This window comes from Hylemonella sp. GW821-FHT12C09, from assembly GCF_058807395.1.
Genome location: NZ_JBXAQQ010000010.1, coordinates 1 through 14,272, shown reverse-complemented (window position 1 = coordinate 14,272; position 14,272 = coordinate 1). Strand labels below are relative to the sequence as shown.

Here is a 14,272-nt window from a genome sequence, read left to right as displayed (position 1 = left end):
CAGGGGTGTCTCATAAAAAAGTCCGCCACAGCGCGATCAGCAGCAGCGTGCAGAAGGCCGCCACCAGGTCGTCGAGCAGGATGCCCCAGCCGGCCTTGGCCCAGCCATGGCGGGCGTGGCTGGGGTCCATGTCGTGATAGAGGCGGTCGGCCCAGCCGACCGGGCCGGGCTTGGCGGCGTCGAAATAGCGGAACAGCGCGAAGGCCAGCAACTGCTCGGGCCAGCCCGTCGGCATGATGAGCCACAGCACCAGCCAGAAGGCGAGGATCTCGTCCCAGACGATGCAGCCGGGGTCACCCGCCTGCAGGTTGCGCGCAGTGACACTGCAGGCCCACCAGCCCAGGGGCAGCGAGACCAGCAGCAGCAGGCCCCAGCGGGCCTCGTTCATCCAGGGCTGCAGTACCAGGAAGGCGGCCCAGGCCCACAACGTGCCCACGGTGCCCGCCGCCTTGGGGCTGAGGCCCGAGCCGAAACCCAGGGCGATGGCGTGGGCCGGGTGCGCCAGCATGAAGCTGCCGGTGGGCCGGGTCATGGGCGGGCGCAGGGGGCTGGGGGCGGTCATGCCGGGATTATGGTGGAGCCGCCTCAGGCGAAGTGGTCGAACGAGGCGTAAGCGCCGGACACCGGCCGCCCCTGCGCGTCGACCAGACGCAGGCCGGGCTCGGCCTCGATGCGGCCGATGCGTGTGACCGGGGTGTTGCTGGCCAGGCCCGCGGCGGCGACAGCCTCCGCGTGTGACGCCGGGGCGGTGAACAGCAGTTCATAGTCGTCGCCGCCGGCCAGGACGAGGCTCAGGCCTTCTTCTGCGCCCAGCGCCAGCCCCTGGCTTGCCAGCAAGGGGGCGGCGAGTGAGGTGTCGATGCAGGCGCCGCAGCCCGAAGTCTGCAGGATGTGGCCCAGGTCGCCGAGCAGGCCGTCGCTGACGTCGAGCGCCGCGCTGGCCACACCGCGCAGGGCCAGTCCGAGCGCGACGCGCGGTGTGGGCTGCTCCAGTCGGGCGCGCGCGGCCTGCAGCAGGGGGGCCGGCAGCGTGCGCCGGCCCTGCAGGGCTTCGAGCGCCAGCCGCGCATCGCCCAGCCTGCCGCTGACCCAGAGCTCATCGCCCGGCCGCGCGCCCGAGCGCAGCAGCGCGCGGCTGCCGCTGTCGGTCACGGGCACTTCGCCGAAGATCGTGATGCAGATGTTGAGCGGGCCGCGTGTGGTGTCGCCGCCGATGAGCTGGCAATCGTGCGCGTCGGCCAGCGCGAACAGGCCGCGTGCGAAGGCGGCCAGCCAGGCCTCGTCGGCCTGCGGCAGGGACAGGGCCAGCGTGAAAGCCAGGGGGCGGGCACCGCAGGCGGCCAGGTCGCTGAGGTTCACGGCCAGGGCCTTGTGGCCCAGTGTGGCCGGGTCGACGTCGGCAAAGAAATGCCGGCCTTCGACCAGCATGTCGCTGGAGATGGCCAGTTGCGTGCCGGGTGCCGGCTGCAGCAGGGCGCAGTCGTCGCCCACGCCCAGCCGCACGGCGCCGGTATAGGGTCGTTGCGGACGCTGGAAATAGCGTGCGATCAGGTCGAATTCACCCACCGCTGCCCTCCTGGGCGCGAGCCAGCTCGCGCGGCGGCCACAGGAAACCCAGCGGCGCGCGGCGCAGCCGTGAGCGGATCGCGGCATAGATGCGGGCGCGGTCCACACCGCTGACGCTATGGGCGCGCAGCGCCAGCTGGAAGGCGAGGTAGAAACTCACGCCGACATTGAGCGCGCCGGTCACCAGCACGGCGCCCAGGCACCACCACAGGGCCGGCATGGCCAGCACGTCCGGGCCCAGCGTGAAGCCCGCGGCCGCCAGTTGGCCGGTGGAGAGGGTGACGTGGCGCACCTCCAGCCCCAGGCCGAAGAAGGCGGCGAAAGCCGGTACCAGGCCAAGCATCAGGCCGAGCGAGATGTTGGCGGCCAGGCCCGAGATGTTGTTGCGCAGGAAAAGCGCCCAGCGTGCCGCGCGGTCCTCACCAAGCATGGCCGTGATGCGCGGGTTGTAGCGCAGTGCCGAGCCCAGCCGGTTGAGCACGAACCAGTTCTCGGCCCAGCCGGCCAGGATGCTGGAGACAAACAGCAGCACGCCGGTGAAGGCGGCAAACAGGGCCGTGGGGCCGAGCAGGGTGAGGGCGTGCAGGACGTGGTCGGCTTCCTGCACGGTCAGTGGCGGGCGCCCCGTGAGCAGGAACCAGGCGCCGCTGAGCAGCAGCACACAGGGCACGACCAGCAGCAGATTGCCCGCGACGGCCGCGACCTGCGAGCGCACCAGGTGGCTGACTTCGTCGACAAACTGGTCTACCGCCTCCGAGGCGTTCAGGTCCTTGAGGCGTGCGGCCATGGCCGGGGCTGTCATGGCCGGCTGCTTGGTGGCCACGGTCCAGTGCAGCAACTGGATCAGCACGAAGCACAGGGCGTAGTTCAGGCCGGCGGCGAAGCCGCCCCAGAAAGCCGAGAGGCCCAGGCCGAGCAGCGCAAATTTCACGAGGGTGGTGATCGACATCACCGCACCGCCGCCGGCGGCCTTGCGCAGCATGGCGCGGTACTCGCTGCGGTTGCGCGTGATGTAGTGCTCGCCGGTCTCGGCGCTGCGCTCGGTGACCTTGGCCGCCAGCAGCGAGGAGTTGCTGGCGATCAGGGCGCGCACGCTGAGGCGTTCCTGCCCGAGCTGGGTCAGGCGGGCCAGCAGCCGTGCCGTGCTGAGGGCTGGCGTGGGCGAGAGCAGGGTGTCGAGCAGTTCGCGCACGCGCAGCACGCGTTCACGCAACTGGCGCAGGCGAAACACCATGTCCACCGAGATGCCGTTTTCGTCCAGGTGCGTGTAGACGCTGGCGGCGGCCAGGCGACAGGCCTCGAGCCGCTCCTTGAAGCGCTGCACCGCCTGCACCAGCGCGGCAGCATCGGGCGGGCCCTGGTGCAGGGCCAGGCGCACGGCATCGAAATCGGCCGCCAGGTTCTGGAAGGCACGCGTTTCCTGGCTGGCCGGGCTCATGCGCAGGCGCAGCTCAGGGGCAAAACCGATGGCCCGGATCTGGCTGATGCAGTAGGTGATGGACTCTTCCAGCGCCAGCGCCCAGGGCGAACGTGCCGCCGCGTCGGCCGGGCTGAGCAGCGCGTCCAGCCGGGCGACCGTGGCTTCGTCGAGCTGGGCCAGCCACTGGCTGTCATAGGGATGAGGAAAGAGCAGCAGGAACAGCTCGGAGGCGTCGCGCGTCTGCGGCGTGGCCGGCAGCAGCTTGCGCAGCAGGCGGCTGAAGAACTCGCTGAGGAAGGCCGGACGCTGGGCAAAGCCGTGGTCGGCCAGCAGCGTGGTGGGGTCCAGGCCATCCAGCAGGGCCAGCCACCAGGCCTGCAGCCGTTCGCGCAGGGGGGCTTGTGCTTCCAGCAGGTCCAGCAACAGTCGCAGGCGCTCGATGGACACAGCGGGGTCGCTCCGGTCGCCGCGCACCCACTCCAGCAGGGCGGCGAGCCAGAGATGACGCTGGACCAGCGCTGCCTCGGGGTCCAGCGCGTCCAGCAGGCTGGGCAGGTCACGAAAGGCCGGCATGGGTGGGCAGGGCCTAGTGCAGCGTGCGCGTACCGCCGCCGGCACTCAGCGCGTCGAGCACGAACATGGGGATGTCCACGTCGAAGCGTTCGCCGTCCTCGGCCACGAAGAAGTAGCTGCCGTGCATGGTGCCGGTGGGTGTGCGCAGGCGCGTGCCGCTGGTGTACTCGAAGGTGCCGCCCGGCTGCAGCAGCGGCTGCTGGCCGATCACGCCCAGACCGCGCACCTTCTCCGTGTGGCCGTTGGCATCGTTGACGTTCCAGCTGCGCGAAATCAGCTGGGCCGGAATCTCGCCGGTGTTGGTGACGGTGACGGTGTAGGCGAAGACGTAAAGCCCCTGCGCCGGGGCCGACTGCTCGGGCATATGGCGGGGCTGGACTTCGATGAGAATCTGGTACTTTGCCATATATGGATATAGTCGAGGAAATGGTGCTCAGGACTCGCGCCGTGCACGCGATTCCTGAGCACCATTCCCTGCATCGTACCTGTGAAAATACCGACCATGTCCAAAACCTTCCGCATTGCCCCTTCCATCCTCTCGGCCGATTTCGCCCGTCTGGGCGAGGAGGTGCGCAATGTGATTGCCGCCGGTGCCGACTGGATCCATTTCGATGTGATGGACAACCACTATGTGCCCAACCTGACCTTTGGCCCCATGGTGTGCCAGGCGCTCAAGCCCCACGCGAAGACGCCCGATGGCAAGGCGGTGCCGATCGATGTGCACCTGATGGTGCAGCCGGTGGACGCGCTGGCCGAGGCTTTTGCCGGCGCTGGGGCTGATCTGATCAGCTTCCACCCGGACGCCTCGGCCCACGTGCACCGCAGCGTGCAGGCCATCAAGGGCAAGGGCTGCCAGGCCGGCCTGGTGTTCAACCCGGGCCAGCCGCTGGACGTGCTGGACTGGGTGATCGAGGACATCGACCTTATCCTCATCATGAGCGTCAACCCTGGCTTCGGGGGCCAGGGCTTCATTGACTCCGCGTTGCGCAAGGTGGAAGCCGCGCGCAAGCGCATCGAGGCCTCCGGCAAGGACATCCGCCTGGAGGTCGACGGTGGCATCAAGGCCGACAACATCCGCCGCGTGGCCGATGCCGGTGCCGACACCTTCGTGGCGGGCAGTGCGATCTTCGGCAAGTCGGACTACCGAGCCGTCATCCAGGCCATGCGCCAGGCGCTGTCCTGATCTGCGGGCGGGGGTGTCCTACGTGTTAGCCATGACGCCGGGAAGTGCGCTTCCCGGCTAGCATCGGCGCCAGTTCATGAAAAGCAGCGACACCACGTCCAACGCATCCGGCCGGCGGGAAAAACGCGGCTCCGGCTGGTGGCGCGTGCTGGACTGGTTGCCCGGGCGGCGCCAGTCCGAAGGCGGCCTGCAGGTGTACCGCTGGGTGCGGCTGGCCCTGTACACCGTGCTGGTGGTGGTGGGCGCCCTGACCTATTGGCAGATGCGCCAGCAGCAGCTGTCCGAGCAGATCCGGCAGGCCGATGCCGAGATCATCCGCGTGGCCGCTGCCCAGGGGACGCAGATCCAGCGCATGATCATGCTGCTGACCCGGCTGCAGCACGTCGACGGCAGCGAAGAGGAAAACGCCAATGCGCTGGGCGAGACGCTGAGCCAGACACAGACCCAGGCGTCTCTGCTCGATGAGCTGCTGTCGCGCCAGGGGGTCTGGCAGATCGACGATCGCCCCCAGCTGCGCAGCGCCATCTTCGAATGGCAGGAGCGGCGCGAGCGGGTCTGGTACCGCGCCCAGTCCCTGCTGTGGCTGCTCGACCAGAAGAACCTGGGGAAGCGCCTGACGGCCTCCCAGTTCCTGCTGACCGAGCTGGAGTCCTTCTGGCTGACCACCCAAACCCTGGTGGATGAACTGCAGCTGGCGGCGCAGCGGCGCTCGCGCGCCAGCCTGGACCGGATCGAGTTTTCGAGCAACGTCATGCTCGGCGCGCTGCTGCTGCTGATCCTGGCGGTGGTCGAGCCGCTGGTGCTGTTCGTGCGGCGGCAGGGTGAGGTGCTGCTGAACCAGTCGATGGAGCTCCAGCGGCTGGCGCTGGTGGCGCAGCGCACCTCCAACTGGGTGGCGGTGGTGGACCGCGAACGTCGTGTGCTCTGGTGCAACGAGGCTTTCCTGCGCGGCAAGGGCGGGGAGCGGGACGAGGTCCTGGATCGGCATGCGGCCTTGCTGGTCATCAATGAATACAACGACCCCGAGGAAATGACGCGCCTGCTGGCCGAGCTGGACATGGGGCTGGCCGTGCGGGTCGAAGTCATGCACCGCGGCCGCCATGGCGAGGAGGTCTGGCTCGATGTCGACTACCAGCCCATCCATGACGCCCAGGGCCTGCACACCGGCTTCACCCTGATGGCCAGGGATATCACCGACACCGTCAACCAGCGCGTGCGCATGCAGACCCTGCTGGACATCATGCCGGCGGGCGTGGTGCTGCAGTCGGCGGCCGGTGTGGTGATCGAGTGCAACCGGCGGGCGCAGGAGATGCTCGCCCTGCCGCAGCAGAAACTGCTGGGCCGCAACCGGCTGGCTGACGACGACATGGTGGTGCGCCCCGACCTCACGCCCTATCCCTACCTGGACCGTCCCAGCGTGCGGACCCTGCGCACCGGCGTGGGCCTGCGCGGCGAGCTGGTCGGGCACATGCGCATGGCGGGCGAATTGCGATGGCACATGGTCAATACCGAGCCGGTGCACGATGCCACCGGGCACCTGACTGGCGTGATCTCCTGTCTGGTGGATGTGACGCAGCAGCGCGAACAGCAGCAGTTGCTGACGCTGGCCATCGAAAGCGCCTCTCTGGGGGTCTGGCATTGGGACATTCCCAGCGGGCGCATGGACGTCAACGACCGCATGCTGGCGCTCCTCGGTTACCAGCCGGGGGGGCTGGAGCTGACCTCGGATACCTTCCACGGCCTGATCCACCCGGATGATCGCGAGGGCTGGGACTGGGCCATCCGCACCAACCTGCGCGACTCAAGCCGGCCGCTGCACTGGGAGGTGCGCATACGCCATGGCAGCGGTGCCTGGATGTGGGCGCTGTACAGCGGCACGGTGGTGGCACGCGACGGCAGCGGTCGGGCCCTGCGCATGGCGGGCATCTGCTACGACATCAATGCGCAGAAGGAGCTGGAAGAGCAGCTGCGGCAGAGCGCACGCACCGACAGCCTGACGCGCCTGCCCAACCGGGTCGAACTGCTCAACCGCATCCAGATCTCGATCCAGCGCAGCCGGCAGCAGGCCGGCTACTGTTTTGCCGTGCTCTTCATGGACTTCGACCGCTTCAAGCAGGTCAACGACACGCTGGGCCATTCGGTCGGTGACGAGCTGCTGCGCCAGATCGCCAAGCGCCTGGAGGACAGCCTGCGCCCCGGCGATGCCTTCGTGCAGACCAGCGATTTCAGCCAGATGGCCGCGCGCATCGGCGGCGACGAGTTCGTGGTGCTGCTGGACAACATCCGCGGCGACCTGGACGCGCAGGTGGTGGCCTCGCGCCTGCTGGAGGTGCTGGCCGAGCCTTACCAGATCGGTCCTCACCGCGTGAACTCCACCGCCAGCATCGGCATCGTCACCACGGCCCACATGGCCGAGGACCCCGACAGCGTGCTGCGCGACGCTGACATCGCCATGTACGAGGCCAAGCGCCAGGGGCGCGGGCGCTACGAGATGTTCGAGCCTTCCATGCGCAAGCGCGTGCACGACGACGCGGAGCTGGAGAACGACCTGCGCCAGGCGGTCGACAAGGGCGAGATCCACGTGGTCTACCAGCCCATGATCGAGCTGGGCAGCGGGCGGCTGGTGGGCATGGAGGCACTGGCGCGCTGGTCGCATCCGCGGCGCGGCCTGGTCTCGCCGCTGGCCTTCATCCCCGTGGCCGAAGCCACGGGGATGATCGGCCGTCTGGGCGAGTTCGTCCTGAAGACCGCCTGCCGCGAACTGGTACGCCTGCGCGCCCTGCTGGGCGAGCAGGCCCCCGAGACGGTGTCGGTCAACCTCTCGCGTGCGCAACTGCGCCAGGCCGGGTTCACCGCCAAGCTGTCGGAGCTGTTGTACAGCGCCGGGCTGGCGCCGGGCGCGCTGATGCTGGAGGTGACGGAAAGCCTGGCCGCCCAGGACGAGGGCATGCAGGCCATCCTGCGCGAGATCCGCGCGCTCGGTGTCGCGCTCTCGCTGGACGATTTCGGGACCGGCTACTCATCCCTGTCCTGCCTGCACGAGCTGCCGGTCAACCAGGTCAAGATCGACCGCTCCTTCGTGAGCCAGGCGCTCACCAGCAATTACCACCGCGTGATGATCGCCGCCACCATCAACATGGCGCGCACCCTGGGCCTGCAGACGGTGGCCGAAGGGATCGAGACGACCGAGCAGGCCGCGCTCATGGCCGAGCTGGGCTGCGGCAAGGGCCAGGGTTATCTGTTCAGCCGCCCCCTCAACGCCGGTGACCTGGAGCGGTGGGCCCAGGCGCGGTCCCGGCCTGCCATCAGGACTTGAGGTCCAGCAGGGCGTTCTTGAGCTGCCAGTCGGCCGGAACCCGGCCCAGCCAGATGCCCATCAAGGCGGCGAAAAACTCCGGCTCCTTGAAAGGGGCGCCCTGGACCTTGCCTTTGACCGCGATGTAAAGGCCCTGGCCGGGGACCCAGTCCAGGGTGAAGCTGTCGCCGGCCATCAGTTTCTTGTGATCGGAAAAGATCTGGCTCATGCGCATGATGCCGGGGATCAGCTGCACGAAGGCGGCGCGGTCCATGTTGTCTTCCATGCCGCGGGAGAACAGCTTGCCCAGTTCGGCGGCATCGATGTCGCGCAGCATGGTGATGCTCATGCGCTTGGGGCCGGGGGCCTTGAGGATTTCCTCCAGCGAGCCGGCCTTGCGGCCCACATAGAGGCCTGCGGCATAGACCTTGAAGACCGCCTTGTAACGCACGCCGGCGCCGTTGAGCTCCAGCTTGCTGCCGTTGACTTCGACTTGCGGTACGAAATTGACGCCGCCGACTTCCAGGGCGGATGCCTGCTGGCCGATGCCGAACAGCAGGGCGAACAGGAAAGGACGCAAGGGAGACCACATGATCGAGAACCTCCAAAATAGTACGATCGTTCGTTCTAATTATCCCAGACCGCGGTTCCGGCCCGATTCAGGGTTTTTCTGGGGGTGGGCGCCTTTGCTAAACTGGCTCCATGTTCATTCATCGCCTCATCAGCACAGGTTGCAGCGACCGGGGAGCCTGGCCCTGGCGTACCTGCCCTGCCGCGCGCGCCCGGTCGCGCGATTGAGAGTGGCGGCAATCCGCCGGCCCCGCTTCCCCGCCCCGTCCGGCGGGGCTCCAGAATCGAATGAACATGGCACGACGTGCCTGGCGCCCAGGGCTGCAGGCCCGCGCCGAACCGGAGTTTTCCTGTGATGACCGAATCCGAATTCAATGAACTGGCCCGCCAGGGCTATAACCGCATTCCCTTGCTGGCCCAGGCCTTTGCCGACCTGGAAACGCCGCTCTCGCTGTACCTCAAGCTGGCGCACACGCAAAACGGCGGCAAGAACACCTTCCTGCTGGAGTCCGTGGTGGGCGGCGAGCGCTTCGGCCGCTACAGCTTCATCGGCCTGCCGGCGCGCACCCTGGTGCGCTCGCGCGGCTTTGGTGATCAGGCCGTGACCGAGGTGGTGACCGACGACGTCGTGGTCGAGACCTCGCGCCTGAACCCGCTGGACTTCGTGGCCCAGTACCACCAGCGCTTCAAGGTCGCGCTCCAACCCGGCCTGCCGCGCTTCTGCGGTGGCCTGGCCGGCTACTTCGGCTACGACACGGTGCGCCACATCGAGAAGAAACTGGTCAAGAGCTGCCCGCCCGACACCCTGGGCTGCCCCGACATCCTGCTCCTGCAATGCGAGGAGCTGGCCGTCATCGACAACCTTTCGGGCAAGCTTTACCTCATCGTCTACGCCGACCCCGGCCAGCCGCGGGCTTACGCGCAGGCGCAGGCGCGCCTGGCCGAGCTGCGCGAGCGCCTGAACATCTCGGTGCAGGCGCCGCCCATCAAACCCAGCCAGGTGCATGAGGTGGGGCGCGAGTTCGCCAAGGCCGATTACATCGCGGCCGTGGAGCGCGCCAAGGAGCTGATCGCTGCCGGCGACTTCATGCAGGTCCAGGTGGGCCAGCGCCTGCACAAGCGTTATACCGAGTCGCCGCTTTCGCTGTACCGCGCGCTGCGTTCGCTCAATCCCTCGCCCTATATGTACTACTACCACTTCGGGGACTTCCATGTGGTGGGGGCTTCGCCGGAGATCCTGGTGCGTGTGGAAAATGTGGACGAGGGGCTGAGCGCCGCCGGGCCGTCCCAAGGCGCGAACGCCCCCTCGGGGGGCAGCGAACCACGCGCAGCGGGGAGCGTGGAGGCCCACAGGAAGGTCACCATCCGCCCGCTGGCCGGCACGCGCCCGCGCGGCGCCACGCCCGAGCTGGACAAGGCGGCCGAGGTGGAACTGGTGGGCGACCCCAAGGAGCGCGCCGAGCACGTGATGCTCATCGATCTCGCGCGCAACGACATCGGCCGCATCGCCAAGACCGGCAGCGTCAAGGTGACCGAGGCCTTCGTGGTCGAACGTTACAGCCACGTGATGCACATCGTGAGCAATGTCGAGGGCCTGCTCAAGGACGGCATGAGTTCCATGGACGTGCTCAAGGCCACCTTCCCGGCCGGCACCCTGACCGGCGCGCCCAAGGTGCACGCCATGGAGCTGATCGATCAGCTCGAACCCAGCAAGCGCGGCCTCTATGGCGGCGCCTGCGGCTACCTGAGCTACGCTGGCGACATGGACGTGGCCATCGCGATCCGTACCGGCATCATCAAGAACGACACGCTTTACGTGCAGGCCGCCGCCGGGGTGGTCGCCGACTCGGTGCCCGAGATGGAATGGCGCGAGACCGAACACAAGGCGCGGGCGCTGGTGCGGGCCAGCGAACTGGTCGAGCAGGGCCTGGAGTGAACATCATGGCAAAGAACATCAAATTGCTCATGGTGGACAACTACGACTCGTTCACCTACAACCTGGTGCAGTACTTCGGCGAACTCGGCGCCGCGGTGGAGGTGCACCGCAACGACGAAATCACGGTTGAAGAGATCGAGGCGAGACTGAAGGCCGGCCAGCTGGACCGGCTGGTCATCTCGCCCGGCCCCTGTTCGCCCGCCGAGGCCGGCATCTCGGTGGCGGCGATCCGTCACTTCGCCGGCAAGCTGCCCATCCTGGGCGTCTGCCTCGGGCATCAGAGCATCGGCGCGGCCTTCGGTGGCAAGATCATCCGGGCGCAGCAACTGATGCACGGCAAGACCAGCGTCATCACGACCACGCAGGAAGGCGTGTTTGCCGGCCTGCCGAAACAGTTCACCGTGAACCGCTACCACTCGCTGGCCATCGAGCGCGCGAGCTGCCCCCCCGAGCTGAAAGTGACGGCCTGGACTGAAGATGGCGAGATCATGGGGGTGAGGCACAAGACGCTGGCCGTCGAGGGTGTGCAGTTCCATCCCGAATCCATCCTGACCGAGCATGGTCATGCCATGCTGAAGAATTTCCTGGAACAAGCCTGAGGAAGACAAGATGCCCCATCCCCACCAGATCACTCCGCAGGAGGCGCTGCAACGCGTCATCGAGCACCGCGAAATCTTCCATGACGAGATGCTGCACATCATGCGGCTCATCATGAGTGGCGAGATGTCACCCGTGCTGATGGCCGCCCTCATCACCGGACTGCGCGTGAAGAAGGAGACCATCGGCGAGATCACGGCCGCCGCGCAGGTGATGCGCGAGTTCTCGACCAAGGTCCATGTGGCGGACCGCCAGCACCTGGTCGACATCGTCGGCACCGGTGGCGACGGCGCCCACACCTTCAACATCTCCACCTGCGCCATGTTCGTGGCGGCAGCCGCCGGCGCCAAGGTCAGCAAGCACGGTGGGCGCAGCGTCAGCAGCAAGAGCGGCAGCGCGGACGTGATGGAATCGCTGGGCGTGAACATCAACCTCCAGCCCGAGGCCATCGCCCGGTGCATCGCCGAAACGGGGGTGGGTTTCATGTTCGCGCCCAACCATCACCCGGCCATGAAAAACGTGGCGCCGGTACGCCGCGAGCTGGGGATCAAGACCCTCTTCAACATCCTGGGTCCGCTGACCAACCCGGCCGGCGCGCCCAACATCCTCATGGGCGTGTTCCATGCGGATCTGGTCGGGATCCAGGTGCGCGCCCTGCAGCGCCTGGGGACCGAGCATGCCGTGGTGGTCTATGGCAAGGACGGCATGGACGAGATCAGCCTGGGGGCGGCCACTCTGGTGGGCGAACTCAAAAATGGTGAGGTCACCGAGTACGAGATCCATCCAGAGGACTTCGGCCTGACCATGGCCAGCACGCGCGCCCTCAAGGTGGACACGCCCGAGGCCTCGCGCGCCATGCTCGTGGGCGTGCTGGACAAGCAGCCGGGCGCCGCGCGTGACATCGTCCTGCTCAATGCCGGGGCGGCGCTGTACGCCGCGAATGTGGCGGACAGCCTGGCCGCAGGCATCACGCGTGCGCGGGAGGTCGTCGATTCCGGCGCCGCCAAGGCCAAGCTGGAGCAGCTGGTGACCGTGGCGCACCGTCTGGGGCAAGCAGCATGAGCGACATCCTCGACAAGATCGTGGCCGTCAAGCGCCAGGAAGTGGCCGCGGCCCTGAAGAAGACCTCGCTGGCGGCCATGCGGGCCGACGCCGAATCGCGTGTGCTCACCCGAGACTTCGTCGGCGCCATGCGCGCCAAGATCGCCGCCGGCCAGGCCGCGGTGATCGCCGAGGTCAAGAAGGCCAGTCCGAGCAAGGGCGTGCTGCGCGAGGACTTCATTCCCGCCGACATTGCCCAGAGCTACGCCGAAGGCGACGGCCAGACCAGCGCCGCCTGCCTTTCGGTGCTGACCGATCGCCAGTTCTTCCAGGGCCAGCCCGACTACCTGAAGCAGGCGCGCGCCTCCTGCCAGCTGCCCGTGCTGCGCAAGGATTTCATGGTCGACCCGTACCAGATCTACGAGTCGCGCGCCATGGGGGCGGACTGCATCCTGCTGATCGCCGCCTGCCTGGACGACGCGCAGATGGCCGACCTGGAAGCCATCGCGCGCGGGCTGGACATGGCCGTGCTGGTCGAGGTGCACGACGGGGCCGAGTTGGACCGCGCGCTGAAACTGAAGACCCCGTTGGTGGGCATCAACAACCGCAACCTGCGCACCTTCGAGGTGTCGCTGGAGACCACGCTGACGCTGCGCGAGCGCGTGCCGGCCGATCGCCTGCTGGTGACGGAGTCCGGCATCCTGGATCGTGCCGATGTGCAGCGCATGCGCACGGCAGGCGTCCATGCCTTCCTGGTGGGCGAGGCTTTCATGCGCGCGCCCGATCCGGGCCTGGCCTTGGCCGAACTGTTTGCCTGACGACCGTGTCGCAGCCGGACCTGTTCACGGGGGGCGCGACTGCGCCTGCCGGCCTCCAGGCCTGGGAGCCGGGTCGCTGGCCGGTGGCTGCCGACTGGCAGCCGCTGGTCTCCTGGTTTTTTGACAGCGAAGCCGGGGTGTCGCTGGGCCAGCATATCGGCGCCCGGCTGGCGGCTGGCGCCACCATTTACCCACCCCGACCGCTGCGCGCGCTGGAGCTGACGGCGCTGGTCGACGTGCGCGTCCTGATCCTGGGCCAGGACCCGTACCATGGGCCGGGCCAGGCCGAGGGCCTGGCTTTTTCCGTGGCGCCGGGTCTGCGCCTGCCGCCCTCCCTGCGCAATATCCACCAGGAACTGGTGCGCGACCCGGCGCTCAAGACCACCGGCCCGCCGGCCGATGGCTCGCTGCTGCGTTGGGCGCACCAGGGGGTCTTGCTGCTCAATACCTGCCTGACCGTCGAAGACGGCCAGCCCGCCAGTCATGCCGGCCGTGGCTGGGAAGTGCTCACTGACAAAATAATTCGTGCCGTGGTCGAGCGGTCGCAGCCAGCCGTTTTCATGCTCTGGGGTGCCCATGCCCAGCGTGCCGCAGCGGCCGCGGGCTTGGACGCGGGGAGCGGGCCGCATCTGGTGTTATGCGCCAACCACCCGTCCCCCTTGTCGGCTCGGCGCGGCCCGCAGCCCTTTCTGGGCTGTGGCCACTTCAGTCGGGCGAATGCTTTTTTGCTGGAACGGGGGCTGGGCGAGGTCCGTTGGTGAAGCCGGGGCGTCTGGGGTCTCGCTGTCGTCAAAATTTCATGGCATAATCTGAGGTTCACCTAATGGAGAGGTGGCCGAGTGGTTAATGGCAGCAGACTGTAAATCTGCCCTCTTACGAGTACGCTGGTTCGAATCCAGCCCTCTCCACCAGTGAAAGATATGTAGAGCGAGCGTTTTGGTGATGCGGGAGTAGTTCAATGGTAGAACCCCAGCCTTCCAAGCTGATGACGCGGGTTCGATTCCCGTCTCCCGCTCCATGTGTCTTTTGCGGTGGGTGGTGACAAGAATATTGCCCTTTTGGCTCAGTGGTAGAGCACTCCCTTGGTAAGGGAGAGGTCGCGGGTCCGATTCCCGCAAAGGGCACCACTTTCAGGTGCGCGGCCGCTGCCGGCGTGTCTTGGTGTTTGAAGTCGTAATTGCTTTTTGCATCCTTTCTGGAGATTTGAAAAATGGCAAAAGAGAAATTTGAGCGGACCAAGCCGCACGTCAACGTGGGCACGATCGGTCACGTG

At 67.4% G+C, this 14,272-nt stretch carries 12 protein-coding genes, 3 tRNA genes and 1 pseudogene; 11 read left to right on the top strand and 5 right to left on the bottom strand.

The window, feature by feature from the left end; translation table 11 throughout:
• Positions 1 to 10: 10 nt before the first annotated feature.
• From AC1RRP_RS15545 to apaG, 4 genes are read right to left on the bottom strand one after another with little or no spacing between them, the layout of a single operon-like run.
• Positions 11 to 562: a phosphatidylglycerophosphatase A family protein gene (locus AC1RRP_RS15545; RefSeq protein ID WP_493037735.1), complete on the bottom strand. Its 552-nt coding sequence runs from the start codon at positions 560 to 562 to the stop codon at positions 11 to 13.
• A 23-nt stretch (positions 563 to 585) separates the two neighbouring features.
• Entirely contained in the window at positions 586 to 1,566 is a 981-nt protein-coding gene (gene thiL, locus AC1RRP_RS15540) for a thiamine-phosphate kinase (protein ID WP_493037733.1), read from the bottom strand.
• Positions 1,559 to 3,559, bottom strand: coding sequence for a site-specific recombinase (locus AC1RRP_RS15535; protein WP_493037731.1), 2,001 nt, complete (start codon positions 3,557 to 3,559; stop codon positions 1,559 to 1,561). Before AC1RRP_RS15535 ends, thiL begins: the two co-directional genes overlap by 8 nt.
• Before the next feature lie 13 nt (positions 3,560 to 3,572).
• Positions 3,573 to 3,965 carry a Co2+/Mg2+ efflux protein ApaG gene (apaG, locus tag AC1RRP_RS15530; protein WP_493037729.1) on the bottom strand — a complete coding sequence of 131 codons (393 nt, stop codon included), beginning with the start codon at positions 3,963 to 3,965 and terminating at the stop codon, positions 3,573 to 3,575.
• Positions 3,966 to 4,061: 96 nt separating this feature from the next.
• On the opposite strand from apaG, the gene rpe reads away from it, so the two are divergent.
• Together rpe and AC1RRP_RS15520 are read left to right on the top strand one after the other, a co-directional pair.
• Positions 4,062 to 4,742: a ribulose-phosphate 3-epimerase gene (rpe, locus tag AC1RRP_RS15525; RefSeq protein ID WP_493037727.1), complete on the top strand. Its 681-nt coding sequence runs from the start codon at positions 4,062 to 4,064 to the stop codon at positions 4,740 to 4,742.
• A 76-nt stretch (positions 4,743 to 4,818) separates the two neighbouring features.
• On the top strand, positions 4,819 to 8,058 hold the full coding sequence (locus tag AC1RRP_RS15520) for a sensor domain-containing protein (protein ID WP_493037725.1): 3,240 nt from the start codon (positions 4,819 to 4,821) through the stop codon (positions 8,056 to 8,058).
• Here AC1RRP_RS15520 and AC1RRP_RS15515 read toward each other — a convergent pair.
• Positions 8,048 to 8,629, bottom strand: coding sequence for a chalcone isomerase family protein (locus AC1RRP_RS15515; RefSeq protein ID WP_493037723.1), 582 nt, complete (start codon positions 8,627 to 8,629; stop codon positions 8,048 to 8,050). The two genes, AC1RRP_RS15520 and AC1RRP_RS15515, sit on opposite strands and share 11 nt — an antisense overlap.
• A 330-nt stretch (positions 8,630 to 8,959) precedes the next feature.
• On the opposite strand from AC1RRP_RS15515, the gene AC1RRP_RS15510 reads away from it, so the two are divergent.
• The 9 genes and pseudogenes from AC1RRP_RS15510 to AC1RRP_RS15470 all read left to right on the top strand — a co-directional run.
• Entirely contained in the window at positions 8,960 to 10,543 is a 1,584-nt protein-coding gene (locus tag AC1RRP_RS15510; protein WP_493037721.1) for an anthranilate synthase component I family protein, read from the top strand.
• Positions 10,544 to 10,548: 5 nt separating this feature from the next.
• Positions 10,549 to 11,142: an anthranilate synthase component II gene (locus AC1RRP_RS15505; protein WP_493037719.1), complete on the top strand. Its 594-nt coding sequence runs from the start codon at positions 10,549 to 10,551 to the stop codon at positions 11,140 to 11,142.
• Between the two features lie 10 nt (positions 11,143 to 11,152).
• Positions 11,153 to 12,202, top strand: coding sequence for an anthranilate phosphoribosyltransferase (trpD, locus tag AC1RRP_RS15500; protein ID WP_493037717.1), 1,050 nt, complete (start codon positions 11,153 to 11,155; stop codon positions 12,200 to 12,202).
• Entirely contained in the window at positions 12,199 to 12,999 is an 801-nt protein-coding gene (trpC, locus tag AC1RRP_RS15495; RefSeq protein ID WP_493037715.1) for an indole-3-glycerol phosphate synthase TrpC, read from the top strand. Before trpD ends, trpC begins: the two co-directional genes overlap by 4 nt.
• 5 nt (positions 13,000 to 13,004) lie before the next feature.
• Positions 13,005 to 13,760 carry a uracil-DNA glycosylase gene (locus AC1RRP_RS15490; RefSeq protein ID WP_493037713.1) on the top strand — a complete coding sequence of 252 codons (756 nt, stop codon included), beginning with the start codon at positions 13,005 to 13,007 and terminating at the stop codon, positions 13,758 to 13,760.
• Positions 13,761 to 13,824: 64 nt separating this feature from the next.
• Positions 13,825 to 13,910, top strand: a tRNA-Tyr gene (locus tag AC1RRP_RS15485).
• A 33-nt stretch (positions 13,911 to 13,943) separates the two neighbouring features.
• Positions 13,944 to 14,017 (top strand) — tRNA-Gly (locus AC1RRP_RS15480).
• A 34-nt stretch (positions 14,018 to 14,051) separates the two neighbouring features.
• Positions 14,052 to 14,126, top strand: a tRNA-Thr gene (locus tag AC1RRP_RS15475).
• Positions 14,127 to 14,209: 83 nt separating this feature from the next.
• Positions 14,210 to 14,272: pseudogene (locus tag AC1RRP_RS15470) on the top strand (GTP-binding protein); the annotation flags it as partial.

What these genes read in the sequence shown, in the direction of transcription:
- rpe (WP_493037727.1), top strand. Translation starts at nt 4,062, where the DNA reads ATGTCCAAAACCTTCCGCATTGCCCCTTCCATCCTCTCGGCCGATTTC.
- trpC (WP_493037715.1), top strand. Translation starts at nt 12,199, where the DNA reads ATGAGCGACATCCTCGACAAGATCGTGGCCGTCAAGCGCCAGGAAGTG.
- AC1RRP_RS15535 (WP_493037731.1), bottom strand. Translation starts at nt 3,559, where the DNA reads ATGCCGGCCTTTCGTGACCTGCCCAGCCTGCTGGACGCGCTGGACCCC.
- AC1RRP_RS15505 (WP_493037719.1), top strand. Translation starts at nt 10,549, where the DNA reads ATGGCAAAGAACATCAAATTGCTCATGGTGGACAACTACGACTCGTTC.
- trpD (WP_493037717.1), top strand. Translation starts at nt 11,153, where the DNA reads ATGCCCCATCCCCACCAGATCACTCCGCAGGAGGCGCTGCAACGCGTC.
- AC1RRP_RS15520 (WP_493037725.1), top strand. Translation starts at nt 4,819, where the DNA reads ATGAAAAGCAGCGACACCACGTCCAACGCATCCGGCCGGCGGGAAAAA.
- AC1RRP_RS15515 (WP_493037723.1), bottom strand. Translation starts at nt 8,629, where the DNA reads ATGTGGTCTCCCTTGCGTCCTTTCCTGTTCGCCCTGCTGTTCGGCATC.
- apaG (WP_493037729.1), bottom strand. Translation starts at nt 3,965, where the DNA reads ATGGCAAAGTACCAGATTCTCATCGAAGTCCAGCCCCGCCATATGCCC.
- AC1RRP_RS15545 (WP_493037735.1), bottom strand. Translation starts at nt 562, where the DNA reads ATGACCGCCCCCAGCCCCCTGCGCCCGCCCATGACCCGGCCCACCGGC.